The following is a 19,024-nucleotide window of genomic DNA, read 5'->3' as shown; positions in this document are numbered from 1 at the left end:
TCCACCGCATCTTAAAGGTAGCGTCCTGTCGGAGCTACCCCTTTATCGCGCCGCCGGTGAGCCCTTGGACGAAGTACCGCTGGATGTAGGCCAGCCCGGCCAGCACCGGAATCGAGACGATTATCGAGGCCGCGGCCACGACGTTCCACTGCGTGTTGAACCCCTGCACGAAAGTGAGCAGCCCCGGGGGCACCGTGAACTTCGAGTTGTCCAGCAGCGTCAGCGCGAACACCAGTTCGTTCCACGCCAGCAGGAACGCGAAGATGAACGACGCGATGAGCGAGTTGCGCGCCATCGGGACGAGGACGTACCAGAACGTCTCGAAGGCCGAACACTGGTCGATGCGCGAGGCCTCGATGATGGAGTCCGGGAAGTCGTCGAAGAAGCCCTTCATCAGCCAGACGACGAACGGAGCGGTCATCGCGCCGTAGATGAGGATGAGCGCCAGATGCGTGTTGAACAGCCCCAGCGTCGAGATGAGTTCCCACTCGGGGACCATGATGGCGGTCCCGGGGAACATCAGCGACGCCAGCAGGAGGCTCATCAGCAGGTTCTTGCCGCGGAAGTCCCGCCGGGAGAGGACGTAGGAGGCCCCGGTGCCGAGGACGACGGCGATGAGACCCGCGCCGACGGCGACTTTCAGGCTACTGACGACCAGCCCGAGCAGGTTGATGTCGATGGCCGAGGAGACCGTCACCCCGAAGAGGTTCTGGACCAGCCCGGCGTAGCCACCGGCCTGAATCGACGACTCGATGACGAGCCGGAATCCCTGCAGCGACGGGTCCGCGGGGAAGACCGTCGGGGGAATCTGCTGTATCTCGGACGTGGTCTTGAACGCCGTCGCGACCATCCAGTACAGCGGGAACAGGACGAACGCGCCGACGACGGCCGTCAGCAGTCCTATCGCGGTCTTTCTGACGTAGCCCCCCGCGGTCGAGTCGTAGAGCCACGACTGGTTCTTCCGGAACTCTTCGGTCGGGTCTGAATCTGTCGTCGCCATCACATCTCACCTTGGACTTTGTCGTAGAACTGGATGTAGTAGTACGAGAACACGAGCAACACCACGAACAGCATCACCGACAGGGCCGACGCGAAGCCGACCTCGAAGTCGACGAACGCCGCGCGGTATATCATCACCGGGAGCGTGCTGCTGGAGACGCCCGGTCCGCCCTTGGTCATCACCCAGACCATCGAGAAGTTCCGGACGTTGTAGATGAGCATCAGCAGGAACCCGATGGCGAGGTTGTACTTCATCATCGGGATGGTGATGTAGCGAAAGCGCTCCCACGGGGTCGCGCCGTCCATGCGTGCGGCCTCGTAGAGGTGTTCGTCGATGCCCTGTAACGACGTGAGCGTCAGCAGGGCGAACAGCGGCGCGAGCCGCCATATCATCCCGATGATGGGCGGCCACAGCGACAGCTCCGTCGAGCCGAGCATGACGATGTAGTCGTTGGTCACCCCCAGTTGGACGAGCAGTTCGTTGATGATGCCCTGCGAGCCCCCGAACATGAACTGCCAGATGGACGCGCCGACGACCCGGGGGAGGACCCACGGGACGAGGACGATGGCGCTGGCGACGCTCGTGTAGGGGAGCTTCTCGTCGAGCAACCACCCCATCAGGAACCCCAGCACGATGGCCGCGAGGCTGCCGACGGTCACCCAGACGAACGTGTTCCAGAGGACCTGATGGATGTCGGGGTCGGTCCATATCTCGACGTAGTTCGCCAGCCCGACGAACTCGGCCTCGCTCGGTGCCAGCAGGCTCTTTGCGAAGAAGCTGGAGTAGATGGCCTGTGCGATGGGATAGAGGATGAACACGCCCACCAGTGCCATCACCGGCAAGACCGGCAGGTACACCCGAACTGTCTCCGGGATGTACCGGGTTGCGCTCCGGTACGACGACTGTGCTTGGTCTACGTAACTCATGGTCGTTCGTGTATGTGTCTCCGATTCAGTAGCTGCCGATAAAAGTGTTGCTCCGCCGGCTCAGGCGATCTGTTCGTCGACGACTTCCTGTACGGCGGAGTTGGCGTTGCTGCAGGCCTCCTCGGCGGTAGCGTTGCCCAGCACGACCGGCTGGATGACCTCCGTGTTGATGATACTCTGGATGGAGGCGATGCCCGAGAACGACGGGAACCGCGAGGTCCGGGTGAACAGGTCGTCGTTCTCGTACAGCGTCACGAGGTCGCCGAACTGGCTCCGGAACAGGTCGCTTGGCTCCTCGAAGGCGCTCTGGAGCGTGGGGACCCGGCCGCGGATGCCCACGTCGGAGTCGGCGGCGTAGGTCCACGGCGCGAGCTGTTCGGGTTGGTTCCACCAGCTCGTGTAGTCGAAGGCGGCCTGTCGCTCCGCGTCGCTCTCGGTGCCGTTGCCCAGCATGAACCCCTGTGCGTTCTGCAACAGGAGGTCCTGTGGCTGGAAGTCGCCGGAGGGCTGGTCGGGCAGCGGCGCGCGCGTGACGGTGTGGCCCTCGCCGTCGAGCCACGCCTGCGGCGCGCCCGTGGTCTGGTAGATAGCGTTGGCGTGGGAGTACGTGATGAGGATGCCCGACTCGCCCTCCCGCAGGAGGCGGCCGGCCGCGATGTGGTTGTTCTCGGCCATCGAGTCCGGGAACAGGCCGGCCTCGGCGATGTCCTGATAGAGCCGCACCGCGTCGACGAAGCCCGGCTGGTCGACGGTGGCCTCCATCGTCTCGGGGTCGAAGTAGCGGCCGCCGTTGGCGTAGACGAACCCGATGAAGTAGCCCGTCGTCAGTCCGAAGTCCGTCCCGGGCGCGGTGATGGCCGCCGACACCTCGTCTATCTCCTGCATCTCCTCGCCCAGTTGGATGAGTTCGGGCCAGTTCCGGGGCGGCTCGTCGAAGCTCGTCTGTTCGAGGTAGTCCGTCCGGATGTCGACGAACGGGCCGAGGTCGGCGTAGCCACCGGGCAGGCCCCACTGGCGCTCGCCGCTGGTGTCGCCCAGCCCCTCGTAGACCATGCTGTCGATGTTGGCTTGGATGAAGTGGCTGTTTACCTCCTCGAGTTGGTCCTGAAACTCGTCTTGGTCGAGTGGCTGGATGGCCTGTGCGCCGACGTAGTCGGGTATCTGCTGGCACTGCCCGGCCATCACGTCCGGGAGGTTGCTGTTCGCCGCGGCGGAGGCGATTATCTGGTACTTCTGGCCCCACTCCTGGTGTTGGTAGCTTACGTTGTGTTCGCCGTAGCTGTCGTAGTTGCCGCTGATGTACTCCCGTTCGGCGGGAATCCCGCCGAACAGCCAGAAGTCGAGGTTCTGGGCCCCGGAGCCGCCACCGCCGCCGGAGCCGCCCGACCCGCCGCTCCCGCCGCCGGAGCCACCGGACCCGCCGTCGCCGCCGTCGCCACCGCCGCCACAGCCCGCGAGGCCCGCGGCCAGTGCGGTACCGAGCCCGGTCAGATAGCGCCGCCTGTCGAGTCCGCTCGCTGAGGTATCTTCTGTCATGGTCCGCTGTTACCGACTGGGGTGTTGTATATCATAAATGTACCGGAACTCCAAACGGTCGTTTCACAGACCCGCCGCGCGGAAGCCGCCCCGGAGGGTGGCGGTCGCGTCGTCGAGGTGACAGGTTTGGGGAACAAACCGCGGTCCACGCTGAGGCCGCGCAACCAAAACTAAATGAGCGTGTGGGCCGTCGGCCCGCACACAGATGTCAGAGAGCAACCCCGCGTTCGAGGGTGCCCTCGGCGAGTTGGGTGTGACAATAACTCGCACGGACGAATCGGGAGTGGCGGCGGCCGTCGGCGAGGCGGTGACCGAACCCGCCGTCGGCGTCGCGCTGTCCGAGACCTTCGAGAGCCCGGCGTTCTCGCTGGCCGACGCCCCCGTCACGGTCGACCCGACGCCGGCGGCCCTGCGCGAGGCGACGACGGGCGTCACCGGGGCCGACCTCGGCGTCGGCGACTACGGCTCGCTCGTGCTGTCGCTGACCGAGCGCGCGAGCGAACTGGTGAGCCTGTTCGTCGAGCACCACGTCGCCGTCGTCCGGGCCCGCGACGTGGTGCCCGACATGGACGCCGCGATAGACGACCTCGACGAACGGTTCGGGGAGTCCCGAGGGAGCGCGATAATCGCCACGGGCCCCAGCGCGACGGCCGACATGGGCGCGCTGGTACAGGGCGCACACGGTCCCGAGTCCGTCCACGTCGTCGTGGTCGAGGAGGAGATCTGAATGTCGAAGGCCGACGAACTCCGCGAACTGATGCGCACCGAGGGGGCGGCCGTCGCACGGAACACGCAGGGGTTCAACGACGGCCGCTACGACTCCGTCGCCGAACTGGAGGACTACGAGGAACTCAAGCGGGAGGCCCGCGCCATCAAGGAGGACGCCATCGAGCGCCTACCGGAACTCATCGACGACCTGCGCGACGCGGTCGAGGAGAACGGCGGCACCCTCTATCTCGCCGACGACGCCGCCGACGCCAACGACTACGTCCGCGAGGTCGCCGCCGACCGCGAGGCCGACCGCGTCGTCAAGAGCAAGTCGATGACCAGCGAGGAGATCGAGCTCAACGAGGCCCTCGCCGGCGACGGCGTCGACGTGGTGGAGACGGACCTCGGCGAGTGGGTCCTGCAGGTCGCCGACGAAGCGCCCTCCCACATCGTCGCGCCGGCCATCCACAAGTCCCGCGAGTCCATCGCCGACCTGTTCAACGAGCGCTTCGACCCCGACCAGCCCCTCGAAACGGCCGCAGAGCTGACCCGCTTCGCCCGCGAGAAGCTCGGCGAGCAGATACGCGACGCCGAGGTCGGCGTCACCGGCGCGAACTTCGTCACCGCCGACACGGGGACGATGGCGTTGGTCACGAGCGAGGGCAACGCCCGCAAAACGGTCGCGGCGACGGACACCCACGTCGCCGTCGCCGGCGTCGAGAAGGTGATTCCGTCCGTCGCCGACCTCCACCCGTTCGTCGAACTCATCGGCCGCTCGGGCACCGGACAGGACATCACCTCCTACGTCTCCCTGCTCACCCCGCCGGTCGAGACGCCGGTGGTCGACTTCGACGACGACGAGACGCCCCTCTCGGAGTTCGAGGCCGACAGGGAGTTCCACCTCGTGCTCATCGACAACGGCCGGCTGGCGATGCGCGAGGACGACCAACTCCGGGAGACGCTGTACTGCATCCGGTGTTCGGCCTGCTCGAACTCCTGTGCCAACTTCCAGAGCGTCGGCGGCCACGCCTTCGGCGGCGAGACCTACTCCGGGGGCATCGCTACCGGCTGGGAGGCCGGTATCGAGGGGCTGGACGTGGCCGAGGAGTTCAACGACCTCTGTACCGGCTGTACGCGCTGTGTCAACGCCTGCCCGGTCGGCATCGACATCCCGTGGATAAACACGGTCGTCCGGGACCGGGTCAACCGCGAGGGCGACTCGCCGGCCGAGTGGCTCGTCGACGGGCTGACCCCCGACGCGGAGGACGAGGGCGCGCCCCTCGGGAAACGCTTCTTCGGCAACTTCGAGACCATCGCCAAACTCGGCAGCGCCACCGCCCCGCTCTCGAACTGGCTGGCCGACACCGGGCTCTCCCGCAGGGCGATGGCGTGGGCGCTCGGCATCGACCCGCGCCGGGACCTCCCGACCTTCGAGCGCGAGACGTTCACCGAGTGGGCGCGGGGCCACGAATCGACTGTCGCCGACCCCGTCCGGCGGGCGGTCGTCTACCCCGACCTCTACACGAACCACGTGCAGGTCGACCGCGGGAAGGCGGCGGTTCGGGTCCTCGAAGCGCTGGGCGTCGACGTGGTCGTCCCCGAGGCCCCGTCGAGCGGCCGCGCGCCCCTCTCGCAGGGGATGGTCGCCACGGCCACCGACCACGCCGAGCGGGTGACCGAGGCGCTCGCGCCTCACGTCGCCGACGGCCGTGACGTGGTCGTCGTCGAACCGAGCGACCACGCGATGTTCCAGCGCGAGTACGAGCGCCTCGTCGACGAGGCCGCCTTCGCCGACCTCGCGGAGCACAGCTACGAGGTCTGCGAGTACGTCTACGGCCTGCTGGACAACGGGGCCGACGCCGGCGCGCTCGCGACGACCGACGGCGGAGAAGTCGCCTACCACAGCCACTGCCAGCAGCGGACCCTCGGGCTCGAAGCCCACACGGTCTCCGTCCTCGAAGACTGCGGGTACGACGTGGTCACCTCCGAGACGGAGTGTTGCGGGATGGCCGGCAGTTTCGGCTACAAGTCCGACTACTACGAACTGAGCATGGACGTGGGCGACCGCCTCCGCGAGCAGTTCCGCGCCGACGGCGTCGCCGACCGCGAGGTCGTCGCCAGCGGCACCTCCTGTCTCGAACAGATAGACGCGCTCCTAGAGCGCCAGCCGCGCCACCCGGTCGAGTTGCTGGCCCCGTAGTCAGTCGAGACCGACGTGGCGGCGGAACGACCGTCCCGTGAGCCACTCCCGGTCGGCCGCCGACAGCCCGTCGACCTGCCGGAGCCAGTTACACGCCTCGGCGTAGGTGGCGGTGTCGCTGACGTTCGGGAAGTCAGAGCCCCAGACGACCCGCTCGCGGCCGAACGTCTCGACGAGCCAACGGACGTGGTCGTGCATGTCGGCGTAGGGAAACGCCGACTCGGACATGTGCGCTATCTCGGAGACCTTCACCGCGACCGTCTCGTAGTCGGCGAGGTCGGCGAAGCGGGCGAAGGTCCCCTCGCCGGTCGGCGTCGCCGGGCCGGCGTGGGCGAAGTGGTCGAACAGGTACGTGAGGTCCGGGTAGGCCTCGACGAGTTCGAGCGCTTGGTCGAGTTGGCCGTGGTCACAGAGTATCTGGACGGTCGCGTCGAGTTCGACGGCCGTCTCCCAGAACTCGGTCTCGGCGACGGCGTCCCGGAGCCACGTCACGCTCGGGTCGAACGTCTCCCACATCCGGTCGGAGGGGCAGGCCGCGCCGAGGCGAAAGCCGAGGACGCCGTCGGTCGAGAGACACCGGCGGAGTTGCCGGGCCGCGTCGTCGGCGAAGGGGTCGAGCATCACGATACCGTAGAGGCGGTCGTGTTCCGCGGCCGCCCGCAGCGTGTACCAGTTGTCCGTCCAGTCACAGATAGGGTAGCCGACGACGACGGCCTCGTCGACGCCGTTGCGGTCCATGTCCGAGAGCAGCCGGTCGGCGGTGTACACCGTGTGTACGTCGAACGTGTCCACGAGGTCCAGTAGCGGCCCGTTGACCCACGGGTGGGCCTCGCTGGCCGCGCCCCACGCGTGCGTATGGCTGTCGAGCATACCCGGACCGTCGGCGGTGACGGTAGTAAAGCTTGCCCGGGGAAGAACTAAGCCCGGCGGGTGCGAAGGTCGCTCCCGCATGGCACGGATAGCGTTTCACCTCCGCATCGCGGAGGGTCAGCGCGAGGCGTATCGCGAGGAACACGAGGCCGTCCCCGAGGCGCTGGAGCGGGCGTACCTCGACTCCGGAGCCGGACTGGAGACCTACAGCGTCTTCGAGAAGGACGGCCACGTCTTCGGTTTCATGGAGGTCGAGGACCCCGAGCGGATACAGGCGGTCATGGCCGAGAGCGAAGCCCAAGCCGAGTGGGGCGAGGTGATGGACCCCATCCTGCTGGAGGAAGACGACCAGTGGATGGACGAAGTGTACCGGATGGTCTAACCCTTCAGGTAGCCGCCGTCGACGGCGACGGACTCGCCGGTCATCCACGCGCCCTCGTCGGAGAGCAGGAGGACGGCGACGTGGCCGATCTCTTCGGGCTGGGCGGGCCGGTCGAGGATGTGGGAGTCCAGCGAGTCGGCGAGCACCTCGTCGGGCGACCGGTCGCCCTGTGCAGCGGTCTCTTCGAGCCACGTCTCCACCATCGGCGTCTCGACGGTCCCGGGCTTGATGGCGTTGGCCGTGATGCCGTGGTCGGCGAGTTCCTTGGCGAGCACCGTCGTCAGCGTCAGCACCGCGGCCTTCGACGCCCCGTATGCCCCCTGCCCGCGGAACGGCCGCTCGGCCCCGACCGACGAGATGTTGACGATGCTCCCCGCCACGTCGTCGGCTATCATCCGCTCGGCGACACGCTTCGAGACCAGAAAGGTCCCCTTGGCGTTGACCGCGAAGTGGCGGTCCCACTCGGCCTCGCTGGTCTCCAACAGCGGGACCGACCGCTGGATGCCGGCGTTGTTGACGACGCCGTGAATCGGCCCCTGCTCGGCGACGGCGGTCTCGACGCCGCTGTCGACCGACGCCGCGTCGGCCACGTCGACCTCGGCGACCGCGGCGTCGCCGCCCGCCTCGCGGACGAGCGCGGCCGTCTCGGCGGCGGTCTCCGCGTCGAGGTCGAAGACGGTCACGTCGGCCCCGGCCTCCGCGCAGCGGACGGCGATACCGCGCCCGATACCCTGTGCGCCGCCGGTGACGACGACGTGACGGTCGGCTAGTCGCGTGTCGGTACGGGTCGCTCGGTCGTCCGACTCTGGTGCGGACATACGCGTACTCTGGGGCCGAGATACCTAAACGTGCGTGGTGCGGACCCGGCGCCGTCCGCGACACCGAAACATCCATGTTACATAGTGCCACACACTAATCCGGCAATACCGGACAACGTACTCGAGAGAGTCACGCGAAACCGAACACGGGGCGCGCTCGCGGCTCCGTGTGACCCGACACAGTGCAGGCGACCGTTCTATCGCCGCCTCTGAGACATGATTTATCACGCTACTGGCCCAGAACTATCCGCTATCGGAGTGATTCGAGACCAGTGTCCGGTGATGCCGGACGGTTTCGAGCGCCGCCGTCGGCGAACGCCGTCACCGGGCCGCGGCGAGGCGTGCCTGCCGCTCCGACGGCGCTCGACGCCTCCGCCGCGGCCGTGACCCCTGCCAGACGGGCGGGTCGGCGACGCAGTCGGGTGATTCGCACATATATCTCTCCGGTATTATCGGAAACCCCGAGCCGGTCAGTGCGACGGTCGTCACGCGGCGACGCGATAACAAACGTACGGCAGTGATTCGCCGACCGCCAAAATATAACACACGTACGTTCGTTATTTCTAGACGGCCTGTTCGGCTCGATATCCGACCTCACGCCAGTATCTACATATCCGATAGTATCCAGAAATGCACTAACACGCGCACTTCATTCCTTATTCCGCATATACACACCCATATATCCAATTTTGACTCCATATTTTACCAATAGACCCCCAACTCCCATACTTTCTCGCCATATATAACTGTTTTTCTATTTATAAATGTACCTTTCAGCATCTATACGCGCTATTTTCTCGGTATACCCATATTGGCCCGATACAAACCCGAATCGACCGCAGCGCCTCAAGGAGAGTCGTGGGCAGTCAACACCGGCACCTCGGCCTGTCGGACCAGTCGCTCGGTGACGCTGCCGACGACGACGCGGTCGAACCCGGTGCGACCGCGGGTTCCCATCGCCACGAGGTCGACGCCGTTGTCGTCGGCGTAGTCGAGCAGTTCCGGAGCGGGGACGCCGGTACGTATCTCGGTGACGGCGTCGAGACCGCGCTCGCGGGCGCGCTCGGCGACGGCGTCCGTGGCCGTCTCGCCGTCCTCGTGGAGGCGGTCGAGCAGGTCCCGTGGCACCGCGCTCTCGCCGCTGGCGGCAGCGACGCCGAGGTTGACCACGTTGACGGCGTGGACGGTGGCGTCCGACAGGGCGGCGACGGCGAGGGCGTGGTCGACGGCCGCGCCCGCGGCGTCGCTGCCGTCGGTCGGGACCAACACGTCGTCGTAGCCGTCGCCGACCGCGCTTCGCTCGGTCACCCGCGCGGTCAGGACGGGCACTGGCGCGTGACGGACGACTCGCTCGGCGACGCTGCCGGTGAGATAGCGGTTCAGCCCGGTGCGGCCGTGGGTCCCCATCGCCACGAGGTCGACGGCGTGTTCCTCGACGTAGGTCAGTATCGCGTCGGCCGGCCGGCCGAACAGTACCGCCGAGCGGCCGACGGGAGCGTCGTCGAGCGCCGACCGGAGGCTATCGAGGACCTGCTCGCCCTCGGCTTCGAGGCGCGAGACGAACGTGTCGTCGACGCCACCGGCCGAGAAGGGGCCGGCGGCCCCCGCGAGGTCGACGACGTGGACCACGTGCAGCGTCGCGTCGAACCCCCGCGCGAGGGCGGCGGCGTGGGTCGCGGCCCGCCGGGCGTGGTCGCTGCCGTCGGTCGGAACGAGGATGTCGTCGTACATCGTAAGCGGGCGTTCGCCCGCCGCCCACATAGTCCTGTCCCGGCCGGTGGTACCATTACCCCGCGACGCGAACGGCCGGCATGTACTCGTGGATACTGGTACCGACCGACGGCAGCGACGGAGCGGGTCGGGCCGCCGAGGTGGCGTTCGACCTCGCCGAGCGGTTCGACGCGGCCGTCGACGTGCTGTACGTCATCGACGAGCGACAGACGCTCGACCACTACGACATGGTCGTCGAGGACGCCGAGGCGGTCGGCGAGCGGGCCCTCGACGATACGGTCGCGCGCGGCGGGGCCGCCGGCGTCGCCGCCGAGCCACACCTCCGGCGGGGCAGTCCCCACGAGGAGATACTGGCGGCCATCGGCGACTACGGCACGGACCTCGTCGTGATGGGGACGAACGGTCGCACCGGGCTGGACCGCCTGCTCCATCTGGGCAGTGTCACCGAGCGGGTGGTCCGAGCGTCCCCGGTCGAGGTGCTGACCGTCCCCATCGGGGACGGGGCGGCGGCCGCCGAGTGACGGCTCACAGCGACAGCGTATCGCCGAGTTCGGGCGCGGTGGCGTCGTAGCCGTCGGCCCGCAGTTCCGCGGCAAAGTCGGCGGTGCGGTCGCCGTGGTTGACGACGACCGGCGCGTCGCGGTAGTCGTCGAGAAAGGACAGGAGCCCCTCGCGGTCGGCGTGTGCGGAGAAGTCGTGGCGTTCGACCTGCGCGCTGACTGGCAGCAGGCGGCCGTCGAACTCGGCGCTGCCGGTCTCCAGTAGCTCCCGGCCCGGCGTCCCTTCGACCTGATAGCCCGTCAGCGCCACCTTGTTCGTCGGGTGGCCCCGGACGGCCGGGACGTAGGTCATCGCCGGGCCGCCCGAGAGCATCCCCGAGGTCGTGATTATCACGGTGTTTTGCTCGGCGATGCGCTCGCGTTGTCCGTTGCGGCCGTCGACGAAGCGGGCGCTCGACGTTGCGCCCCGGAGCGCGTCGGCGTCCCGGAGGAACTCGGGACGGCCCTTGAACTGCTCGGTGACGCGCTGGCCCATCCCGTCGACGTAGCAGTCGATGTCGTGGGCGGCACAGACGAGCATCACCTCCTGCGTTCGGCCGATGGCGAACGCGGGGACGACGACGGTCCCGCCCTCCCAGACCGTGGTCCGGAGGCTCTCGACGAACCGGTCTTCGACCGCGTCGCGGGCCTCGTGGGTCACGTCCGAGTAGGTACTCTCACAGACGACGGCGTCGGCGTCGGGCCGGGCGGTCGACGGGGCGACGAGGCGCTGGTCGCCGGTGTGGAAGTCGCCGGTGTAGAGGAGACGGGTGTCGCCGTCGTCGACGAGGACGTGGGCGCTCCCGGGGATGTGGCCCGCGTTGTAGAACGTGACCTCGTAGCCGGCGGCCTCGAAAGACTCGCCGTAGCCGTGGGTCGCGGAGGCCTGCGTGAGCCGGCGCACGTCCGTCTCGGTGAACGGACATCGCGGGGTGGAGCCGTGGAGCTTCAGCGTGTCCTCGGCGAGGGTGACCGCGAGGTCCCGGGTCGGCGGCGTCCAGTGAACCGGGGGGAGGTCCCCGCCGGCCATCAGCGCCGGGACGGCCCCGGCGTGGTCCAGATGGCCGTGAGAGACGACGACGGCCTCGGGGTCGGGGTCGCCGACCGGGTACTGGGGCGGGGACTCGGTCGCCATGCCGTAGTCCAACAGGAGCGTGTCGTCGACGAGAACGGCGCTGCGACCGACCTCGTCGGCACCGCCGAGGAACTGTACCTCCATCACGGCGTGGTAGTCCCGCGAGGCGTTAGTGTCCGTCGGTCCGAACGCCAGCGACCCGTCGCCGTGTGACACGCTACCGAGAGGATTGTGGGTCGTGAACAATACCACACAAACGATTATTAGGGATCGGAGCGTACAGTTGACTGCAATGGCAACACGCCAGCAGACCCCGACCACGTATCACACGTGCAGCTGCGGTGCGGAGTTCGATACGACGGAGGCCCTCCTCGAACACGCGCGGGACTCCCACGGCATCAGCGTACTCTGAGGGGCACTGGCGTCACGTTTTTCCGGCCGCGAGCGACCAGCTACTGCTCGTCGACATCGCGGCGGACGCTGAAACGCGCGTAGCCGCCGTGTGAGAGGTCCAGCGCGCCGAGCCACCAGTTCCAGCGCTCGACGAGCCGGTGGTCCTCGGGCGCGTCGCGGAGGTTGTCGACGACGGCGTCGACGGTCAGTTCGGCGTCGAAGTCGACCGCGAACGCGCCAGCGTCGGCGAGGTCCCGGGCCTGCCGGGCGACGACCGTGACTGCGTCCGGGTCAGCGTCGAACTCGGCTTCGAGCCGCCGTTCGAGTTCCTGTCGGTCCACACGGGCTCCACGGGAGCCCCGGCCTTGAATCCACGGCCGACGGGCGACCGGGACCGTCGCGTTTGTCACCCCCGGCGTCCTACGGCGCGTATGGACCGGATGGACGGGCTGGCGGTCGTCGACTGCGAGCGCTGTGAGGAGCTGTGTGCCTCGCGCTCGCGCATCGTCAACGGCGTCGGGCCGGCCGACGCGGACCTGCTGTTCGTCGGCGAGGCCCCCGGCGCGAACGAGGACGAGCGGGGCGAGCCGTTCGTCGGCCGCAGCGGCGACGTGTTGGACGAGACGCTACGGGACGTGGGGCTGGACCGCGCGGACGTGCGCATCACCAACTGCGTGCGCTGTCGACCGCCGGAGAACCGCGACCCCACCGTCGCCGAGCGGGAGAACTGCCGCGAGTACCTCGACCGGGAAATCGACCGAGTGGACCCCGAGGTCGTCGTCACGCTCGGGAAGGTCCCCGGCGAGCACCTGCTGGAGCGGGAACTCGCGGTCACCGGCGCGGCGGGCGACGTGTTCGACGTGACCGTCGCCGGCCAGCCGCGGCGCGTCCTCGTCTGTGTCCACCCCGCGGCGACGCTGTACGACCCGAGCCAGCGCGAGACCTTCGAGGCGGCGCTGGCGACGGCCGCGGAGTTCACCGACGACGAGAGCGGGCAGTCGCGCCTCGGGGACTTCTGACGCCGTCGGAAGCGCGGAGCGAAACACGGGGACGGTTGCCGGCGACCGACAGCCCTCAGGGCAGGTGGAACTCGATGGCCGCGCCCTGCCCGAAGCCGACGCACTCGGTAGCCAGTCCGAGGTCGGCGTCCCGGCGGTTCATCTCGTGGACCAGCGTCACCGGGAGGCGCGCGCCGGAGGCCCCGAGCGGGTGGCCGATGGCGATGGCCCCGCCGTTGACGTTGTAGACCTCGTCGTCGAAGCCCAGTTCCCGCTGGCAGTACAGACACTGCGAGGCGAAGGCCTCGTTGAGTTCCACGAGGTCGTAGGCGTCGGTGTCGCGGCCGACGCGGTCAGTGAGCCGGCGGACGGCGGGGACCGGGCCGATACCCATCACCGTCGGGTCGACACCGGCGACCTCGTGCGCGCCGATTTCGGCCAGCACGTCGAGGCCGCGCTCGTCGGCGAACGCCCGGGAGGTGACCACGAGGCCGGCCGCACCGTCGGAGACCTGCGAGGCGTTGCCCGGGGTGACCGTCCCGTCCGATTTGAACACCGTCGGGAGGCCCGCGAGCGTCTCCAGCGAGGTGTCCCGACGGATGCCCTCGTCGGTTTCGACGCGCCCCTCCTCGGTCTCGATAGGGACTAGCTCGTCGTCGAACCGGCCCGAGTCGGTGGCGTCGGCGGCCCGCCGGTGGCTCCGGAGGGCGTACTCGTCTTGAGCCTCGCGGGCGACGCCGTACTCCTCGGCGACCGCCTCGGCGGTCATCCCCATCTGGAGTTCGCCGACGTTGTAGTGTTCGGCCAGCCGCGGGTGGACGTTGTGGGTGTTCTCGCCCATCGGCACGCGGCTCATCGACTCGACGCCGCCGGCGACGAGCACCTCGCGCTGGCCGGCGGCGACGGCGTCGGCGGCCCGCATCAGCGCCTCGGCCGAGGAGGCACACCAACGGTTGACCGTCGCCGCGGGGACGGACTCGCCGAGGTCCGACAGCAGGGCGACGACCCGCGCGACGTTGTTGCCCTGCTCGCCGCGCTGCTGGGCACAGCCCCACAGCAGGTCGTCGACCTCGTCGGATTCGATACCGGTGCTCGCGAGCAGTTGGTTGACCAGCGGTACCGAGAGGTCCTCGCTGCGGACGCCCGCGAGCGCGCCGTCCTCTTTCCCCTGTGGCGTGCGGACGGCGTCGACGATGACTGGAGTCGGCATGGCTGGGCGGACGCGGCGGGATGTGTTAAAAGCTCACAAACTCTCGGGGCCGGGCGGGGAGTTGTGTCGCCGCCCCGCTTCGAGTGACTTATCCCGGTCGCGTGATAACTGGCGTGGGAATGACCGACCCGGAACTGGACGTCGTCGAGTTTCTGCTGACGACCGTCGTCTACACCGAGCGCCGGGACCTAGAGCCCGACGACCTGCCGCCGTCGTACCGAACCGTCTTCTGGAGCGACGGCGAGATAGAGCGGCCGCTGTCGGCGACCAACGCGACCGCGAGCGAGGCGACGGGCGTCGAGCGCCCGTGGAGTGCCGTCTCCGGCCTGATGTTCACCGACCGTGACGACTTCTCGGGCACTATCTCCTTCACCGACCGCGACCTCGCCGAGGAGTGGTTCCTCGAACGCGTCGACGCCGCGGACCTGCGTGAGAACCCCGTCCTCGCGGCGGCCTACGACCACGAGTTCGACGACCTCGACTACGAGACCGCGCGGGAGCGGAACCGACCGTCCCGCGCCGACCGGGCGTTCATCGACGCGCGGCTAGAGGCGGCGTTCGACACCGGCGACGACGAGGACGAGGAGGAGATGCTGGACCTCGTCGACGTCCGCGCGCCCGAGGAGGTCGAGATGACCCTCGACGACCTCGTGTTGACCGCCGACCAAGAGGGCGAGATACAGAAGCTTGTCAAGGCCATCGAACACCGCGACTACCTCGCGCGCATCGGCCTGCGCGAGATCGGGAAGCTGCTGCTCGTCGGCCCGCCCGGCACCGGCAAGACCAGCGTCGCCCGCGCGCTGGCTCACGACCTCGACCTCCCGTTCGTCGAGGTGAAGCTGTCGATGATAACGAGCCAGTACCTCGGCGAGACGGCCAAGAACGTCGAGAAGGTCTTCGAGGTGGCCAAGCGGCTCTCGCCGTGTATCCTCTTCATGGACGAGTTCGACTTCGTCGCCAAGACCCGCTCGTCGGACGAACACGCCGCCATCAAGCGCGCGGTCAACACGCTGCTCAAGAGCATCGACGAGATATCGCTGATTCAAGACGAGGTGTTGCTCATCGGCGCGACCAACCACCCCGACCAACTCGACGCCGCGGCGTGGCGGCGCTTCGACGAGATCGTCAACTTCCCCAAGCCCGACCACGGCATGCGGGCCGACATCCTCCGCATCGTCACCCGGGAGATGGACATCGTCGACTTCGACCCGGAGACGCTGGCGGAACTGACCGAGGGACTGACCGGCAGCGACCTCCGGTTGGTCCTCCGGGAGGCCGTACTGGAGGCGCTGACCGAGGAACGGACCACGCTCACGCAGGGGGACCTCGAAGACGCCATTCAGGACTTCGAGGAGCGGGACAACCTCAAGAACATGGACATGATAGACGGCGACCACGACGCCTTGGTCGCCGGCGGCGAGTTCTCCGGCGACGGCCACGACCACGACCACTGAGGGCGCGCTGGCGGTCCGACGCCGCGGCGGCCACGACCCCCTACGACGTGTCGCCGTCGCCGGGCAGTCCGCGGACGAACACCACGTCGTAGGCCCCGTCGCTCCCGATTCGACCCGCGATACTGTGCAGCGTCGTCGTCAGGCGGCCGCCCTCGACGGTGCCGACGAACACCATCGACGCCCCCTCTCGCTTGGCGAGTTTCCGGAGCGGCTTGGCGATGGCATTGCCCGAGGGAGTCCGCTGGGTCGTCTCGTAGCGAAACGTCGTCCCCGGGGCGACGCGGTCGACCTGCTCGCGCAGCGACGCGACGACGGCGTCGAGGTCGAACGGCTCCGCAGGACCGAGCCAGCCGGCCGCTCGCGCGTACCGCAGGTCGCCGTCGGGGACGACGGCCGCGGCGACCACGTCTTCGTCGACACCCTGCCCGAGCCAGTGTGCGCGTTCGAGGGCCGCGACGGCGCGGTCGGAGCCGTCGAAGGCGACGAGAAACGTCATACCCACTCTAGGCGCGAGCGGGTCTTAGCGGCGTCGACTGCGGCCGTCCTTACCCGCTTGGCTCCGCGGACGACCCGTCGAACAGGGTCGCCAGTTCGGCCTCGTAGCACGCCTCACAGACGTAGTAGTCAGCCACGCCCGCCTCGCGCGTGTGGACGAGCACGTGGACGGTGGCTTCGAACGGCACCGTCTCCCCGCAGACGCCACACTCCTCTGGCATGCGTTGTCCTACGTCACCACACCACATAGAGGTGCGCCACAAGCGAGGGGCTTAGGCGCGTCCGGCCGCGAACGGTGTCCATGGAGGTCACGCTGCTCGGGACGGGCGACACGACGGGGACGCCGACGGTCGACTGCGACTGTGACACCTGCGAACGCGCCCGCGACCCCGACGCGGACCTGCGGGAACGCGCGCGCCGGCGGGGCGTCGACCCCGAGGGGGGCGTCGAACGGTCCCGCTTCTCGCTGTACGTCCGCAACGAGCGCACCGGCGAGGCGCTGCTGGTCGACGCCAGCCCGGACTTCCGCCACCAGTTCCTCCGGGAAGGGGTCCCGCTGCCCGACGCCGCCGTCGTCACGCACGTCCACTTCGACCACCTCGACGGACTGGGCAACGCCTACCGCCTGTTCGACGACCTGCCGGTGTACGCGGCCGACGAGACCGACCCCGCGACCGACGAGAGCGTGGCCGAGACGGTCCGGAGCCGCTACGACTACCTCGACACGGTCTCGGTCCGGCCGCGGACGCCCTACGAGCCGTTTTCGGCCGCCGGCTTCGAGGTGACGCTGGTCCCCGTCGAACACCCGCCGCTGGTCTGTTACGGCCTCCGCGTCGAGGACCCCGAGACCGGCGCGGTACTCGCGGTGTCTGGCGACACGTGCTACGACGTGTCCGAGCGCTCGCGCGAACACCTCTCCGGGGCGGACCTCGCCGTCGTCGAGGGCATCGTCCACCCGGAGGCCTGCGAGTTCCACCCGAAGGGCGGGGCGGACTTCGACGACGACGGCGTCCCCCGGACGTTCGGCACGAAACACATGACGCTGCCGGGCGCGCGGGCCTTCGCCGCCGACATCAACGCCGCCGACTACCGCGTCGTCCACACCGCCCACTACGTGCCGGCCGACCGGGCGTTCGCCGACGACATCGGGCTGGACGGAGAGCGGTTCTCGTTGTGAGGGGCCTCGACTGACCGAAACCCCCCTCACTTCTTTGTGGGTCGGTCTCAGTGTATCGGTATGAACAGGCGCGGACTCGCGGAGGCCGGCGGCGCGGCACTGGTCAGCGCCGGCCTCGCGGTCGCCGGCCTCCGACTGTTCGTCGGTCGCGTCGACTGGGTGCCGGTGGTCGGCCTGACCGTCGCCGCCGCGCTGGCCGCCGCGGCCAACTACCGGGCCCGGACCGGCCACGCGGCGAAGGTGGCGGCCGAAGCGCCCGAGGTGACCGCCGACAACTACGAGGAACACGGGCGGGCGACCGCCGGCGACGGCGGCCGCCCGGGCGAAGACCGGAGCGGCGACGACGGGCCCCGATAGCGTGGACCCGCGGACGACCTACCCGCTGGCGGGCGGGCTTGCGGCCTTCGCCATCGCCGTCAGCGGCGACCTGCTCGCGACCGGTGCGGTGTCGTGGGCGCTCGACGCCGTCATCGCGTTCGCGCTCGCGCTGGCGATTCACCACCAACTCCGCCGCCAGCGCGGCCGCCGCTGAGTCAGCCAAAGCGGTCGAGTCCCGATTGTCGCCGCTCTCTGCCGTCGGGGTCGGGGTCCCACGGCGTCCGGGCGGCCCGGAGCGCGTCGCCGTCGACGGGCGGCGCGTCCGCCGGGTCGTGCCCGGCACAGTCCGGGCCGCAGTCCTCGCTCGCTCTGACCGCCCGCCCCTTCCACGGGCAGTGGGGCAGGCCGTCGGCGTCGGGGCGACACCGGGCGCAGGCGGGCAGGTCGTAGCTGCGCCAGCCCTTTGCGTAGGCGCGCTCGGCGAGGCGGCGGCGCGCCCGCGCCTTCTCCGCGGCGTCGACGACGCGCACGTCGGCCCGGCCGGGGCGTCGCTCCAGCAGTTCGACGCCGGGGCCGTCGGTCGGTAGCGGCGTCGGCTCGCGGACCACCTCGCGCTCGCCCGTCTCCGGGTCGAACCGCCAGACGCCGACCTCGTCGGGGATGCGGTTCAGGTGTGCGCCGGTGACGTAGGAGGCCGTCGCCAACACCACCCGGTCGGCGAGCGCGAGCGACACGTCCGTCCGGAGTTGGGTTTCGAGAGCGCCGGGCCGGCCGAGGTCGGGCTTGTTCTCGACGGCGGTGACGCCGTCGACCCAGTCGGGGTAGCGGGCGGTCTGGCGGACGTAGGTCCGGCCGCCGCGGCGCTCGCGCTCGAAGAAGCCCCGCTCGACGGCGAGTTCGACGGCGCGCTCGGCCCGGTCGGGGTGGCAGTCGAAGGCGTCTTTCCAGTACCGGGCCCGGCCCGGCCCCACGTCGCTCTCGATGGCCGCCGGCGGGATGCGCCGGGCCGTGATGGCTGCCCGCTCGGCGACGGCGTCGGTGGTGTCGACGACGACCGTGTCGAGGACCCGCCGCCCGTGGACGCCCCCGCCGAGTTGGCGGCTGACCAGCCGACCCTCGCGTTCGAGATGGGCACACAGCGCCAGTTCGAAGCCGAACTCCCGCACGGCCGGACGGACGGTCCCGAGAGCAATA

At 69.1% G+C, this 19,024-nt stretch carries 21 protein-coding genes; 9 read left to right on the top strand and 12 right to left on the bottom strand.

Annotated elements, in window-relative coordinates:
* Positions 1–34: 34 nt before the first annotated feature.
* Genes ACV7JO_RS14850 through ACV7JO_RS14840 form a run of 3 tightly spaced genes read right to left on the bottom strand, consistent with a single transcriptional unit; the run spans position 35 to position 3,462 of the window.
* A complete protein-coding gene (locus ACV7JO_RS14850; RefSeq protein ID WP_470354189.1) occupies positions 35–1,000 on the bottom strand; it encodes a carbohydrate ABC transporter permease in 966 nt (321 codons plus the stop codon).
* Positions 1,000–1,926: a carbohydrate ABC transporter permease gene (locus ACV7JO_RS14845; protein ID WP_470354188.1), complete on the bottom strand. Its 927-nt coding sequence runs from the start codon at positions 1,924–1,926 to the stop codon at positions 1,000–1,002. Before ACV7JO_RS14845 ends, ACV7JO_RS14850 begins: the two co-directional genes overlap by 1 nt.
* A gap of 60 nt (positions 1,927–1,986) precedes the next feature.
* Positions 1,987–3,462 carry an ABC transporter substrate-binding protein gene (locus ACV7JO_RS14840; RefSeq protein WP_470354187.1) on the bottom strand — a complete coding sequence of 492 codons (1,476 nt, stop codon included), beginning with the start codon at positions 3,460–3,462 and terminating at the stop codon, positions 1,987–1,989.
* 205 nt (positions 3,463–3,667) lie between these two features.
* On the opposite strand from ACV7JO_RS14840, the gene ACV7JO_RS14835 reads away from it, so the two are divergent.
* Together ACV7JO_RS14835 and ACV7JO_RS14830 are read left to right on the top strand one after the other, a co-directional pair.
* Positions 3,668–4,189: an LUD domain-containing protein gene (locus tag ACV7JO_RS14835; protein WP_470354186.1), complete on the top strand. Its 522-nt coding sequence runs from the start codon at positions 3,668–3,670 to the stop codon at positions 4,187–4,189.
* Positions 4,190–6,370, top strand: coding sequence for an LUD domain-containing protein (locus ACV7JO_RS14830; RefSeq protein ID WP_470354185.1), 2,181 nt, complete (start codon positions 4,190–4,192; stop codon positions 6,368–6,370).
* Here the strand turns inward: ACV7JO_RS14830 and rhcC are convergent, their stop codons facing one another.
* Entirely contained in the window at positions 6,371–7,240 is an 870-nt protein-coding gene (gene rhcC, locus ACV7JO_RS14825) for an L-rhamnono-1,4-lactonase (RefSeq protein ID WP_470354184.1), read from the bottom strand.
* 79 nt (positions 7,241–7,319) lie between these two features.
* Between rhcC and ACV7JO_RS14820 the strand changes: the two genes are divergently transcribed.
* Positions 7,320–7,622, top strand: coding sequence for an L-rhamnose mutarotase (locus tag ACV7JO_RS14820; RefSeq protein ID WP_470354183.1), 303 nt, complete (start codon positions 7,320–7,322; stop codon positions 7,620–7,622).
* On the opposite strand, the gene ACV7JO_RS14815 is transcribed toward ACV7JO_RS14820, so the two are convergent.
* Positions 7,619–8,440 (bottom strand): SDR family NAD(P)-dependent oxidoreductase, encoded by an 822-nt coding sequence (locus ACV7JO_RS14815; RefSeq protein ID WP_470354182.1) that lies wholly within the window; start codon positions 8,438–8,440, stop codon positions 7,619–7,621. The genes ACV7JO_RS14820 and ACV7JO_RS14815 overlap by 4 nt on opposite strands.
* Positions 8,441–9,286: 846 nt before the next feature.
* Positions 9,287–10,171, bottom strand: a complete 885-nt coding sequence (locus tag ACV7JO_RS14810; protein WP_470354181.1) for a universal stress protein — start codon at positions 10,169–10,171, stop codon at positions 9,287–9,289.
* 80 nt (positions 10,172–10,251) lie between these two features.
* On the opposite strand from ACV7JO_RS14810, the gene ACV7JO_RS14805 reads away from it, so the two are divergent.
* Positions 10,252–10,692: a universal stress protein gene (locus ACV7JO_RS14805; protein WP_470354180.1), complete on the top strand. Its 441-nt coding sequence runs from the start codon at positions 10,252–10,254 to the stop codon at positions 10,690–10,692.
* Between the two features lie 4 nt (positions 10,693–10,696).
* Here the strand turns inward: ACV7JO_RS14805 and ACV7JO_RS14800 are convergent, their stop codons facing one another.
* Together ACV7JO_RS14800 and ACV7JO_RS14795 are read right to left on the bottom strand one after the other, a co-directional pair.
* On the bottom strand, positions 10,697–11,929 hold the full coding sequence (locus ACV7JO_RS14800) for an MBL fold metallo-hydrolase (RefSeq protein ID WP_470355790.1): 1,233 nt from the start codon (positions 11,927–11,929) through the stop codon (positions 10,697–10,699).
* A 308-nt stretch (positions 11,930–12,237) separates the two neighbouring features.
* Positions 12,238–12,519 (bottom strand): WNWW family protein, encoded by a 282-nt coding sequence (locus ACV7JO_RS14795; protein ID WP_470354179.1) that lies wholly within the window; start codon positions 12,517–12,519, stop codon positions 12,238–12,240.
* 90 nt (positions 12,520–12,609) lie between these two features.
* Between ACV7JO_RS14795 and ACV7JO_RS14790 the strand changes: the two genes are divergently transcribed.
* Complete coding sequence (locus ACV7JO_RS14790; RefSeq protein ID WP_470354178.1) at positions 12,610–13,197, top strand: uracil-DNA glycosylase; 588 nt, start codon at positions 12,610–12,612, stop codon at positions 13,195–13,197.
* A 55-nt stretch (positions 13,198–13,252) separates the two neighbouring features.
* Here ACV7JO_RS14790 and ACV7JO_RS14785 read toward each other — a convergent pair whose 3' ends face one another.
* Entirely contained in the window at positions 13,253–14,386 is a 1,134-nt protein-coding gene (locus ACV7JO_RS14785) for a thiolase family protein (protein WP_470354177.1), read from the bottom strand.
* Between the two features lie 119 nt (positions 14,387–14,505).
* Between ACV7JO_RS14785 and ACV7JO_RS14780 the strand changes: the two genes are divergently transcribed.
* Complete coding sequence (locus ACV7JO_RS14780) at positions 14,506–15,840, top strand: ATP-binding protein (RefSeq protein WP_470354176.1); 1,335 nt, start codon at positions 14,506–14,508, stop codon at positions 15,838–15,840.
* A gap of 40 nt (positions 15,841–15,880) precedes the next feature.
* On the opposite strand, the gene ACV7JO_RS14775 is transcribed toward ACV7JO_RS14780, so the two are convergent.
* Positions 15,881–16,336, bottom strand: a complete 456-nt coding sequence (locus ACV7JO_RS14775) for a universal stress protein (RefSeq protein ID WP_470354175.1) — start codon at positions 16,334–16,336, stop codon at positions 15,881–15,883.
* A 49-nt stretch (positions 16,337–16,385) separates the two neighbouring features.
* Complete coding sequence (locus ACV7JO_RS14770) at positions 16,386–16,556, bottom strand: hypothetical protein (RefSeq protein ID WP_470354174.1); 171 nt, start codon at positions 16,554–16,556, stop codon at positions 16,386–16,388.
* Positions 16,557–16,636: 80 nt separating this feature from the next.
* Here ACV7JO_RS14770 and ACV7JO_RS14765 point away from each other — a divergent pair, with 80 nt between their 5' ends.
* The 3 genes from ACV7JO_RS14765 to ACV7JO_RS14755 are packed head-to-tail and all read left to right on the top strand — an operon-like array spanning position 16,637 to position 18,044.
* Positions 16,637–17,512 (top strand): MBL fold metallo-hydrolase, encoded by an 876-nt coding sequence (locus tag ACV7JO_RS14765; RefSeq protein ID WP_470354173.1) that lies wholly within the window; start codon positions 16,637–16,639, stop codon positions 17,510–17,512.
* Positions 17,513–17,572: 60 nt separating this feature from the next.
* Positions 17,573–17,869, top strand: coding sequence for a hypothetical protein (locus ACV7JO_RS14760; protein WP_470354172.1), 297 nt, complete (start codon positions 17,573–17,575; stop codon positions 17,867–17,869).
* A gap of 1 nt (position 17,870) precedes the next feature.
* Positions 17,871–18,044 (top strand): hypothetical protein, encoded by a 174-nt coding sequence (locus tag ACV7JO_RS14755; RefSeq protein ID WP_470354171.1) that lies wholly within the window; start codon positions 17,871–17,873, stop codon positions 18,042–18,044.
* A 1-nt stretch (position 18,045) separates the two neighbouring features.
* On the opposite strand, the gene ACV7JO_RS14750 is transcribed toward ACV7JO_RS14755, so the two are convergent.
* Positions 18,046–18,996 (bottom strand): DUF5787 family protein, encoded by a 951-nt coding sequence (locus ACV7JO_RS14750; RefSeq protein ID WP_470354170.1) that lies wholly within the window; start codon positions 18,994–18,996, stop codon positions 18,046–18,048.
* Positions 18,997–19,024: the final 28 nt, after the last annotated feature.

The organism is Haloarcula sp. MBLA0138, from assembly GCF_055632455.1.
The sequence above is the reverse complement of the archived record's forward strand: the minus strand, read 5'-3'. Positions and strand labels throughout refer to the sequence as shown.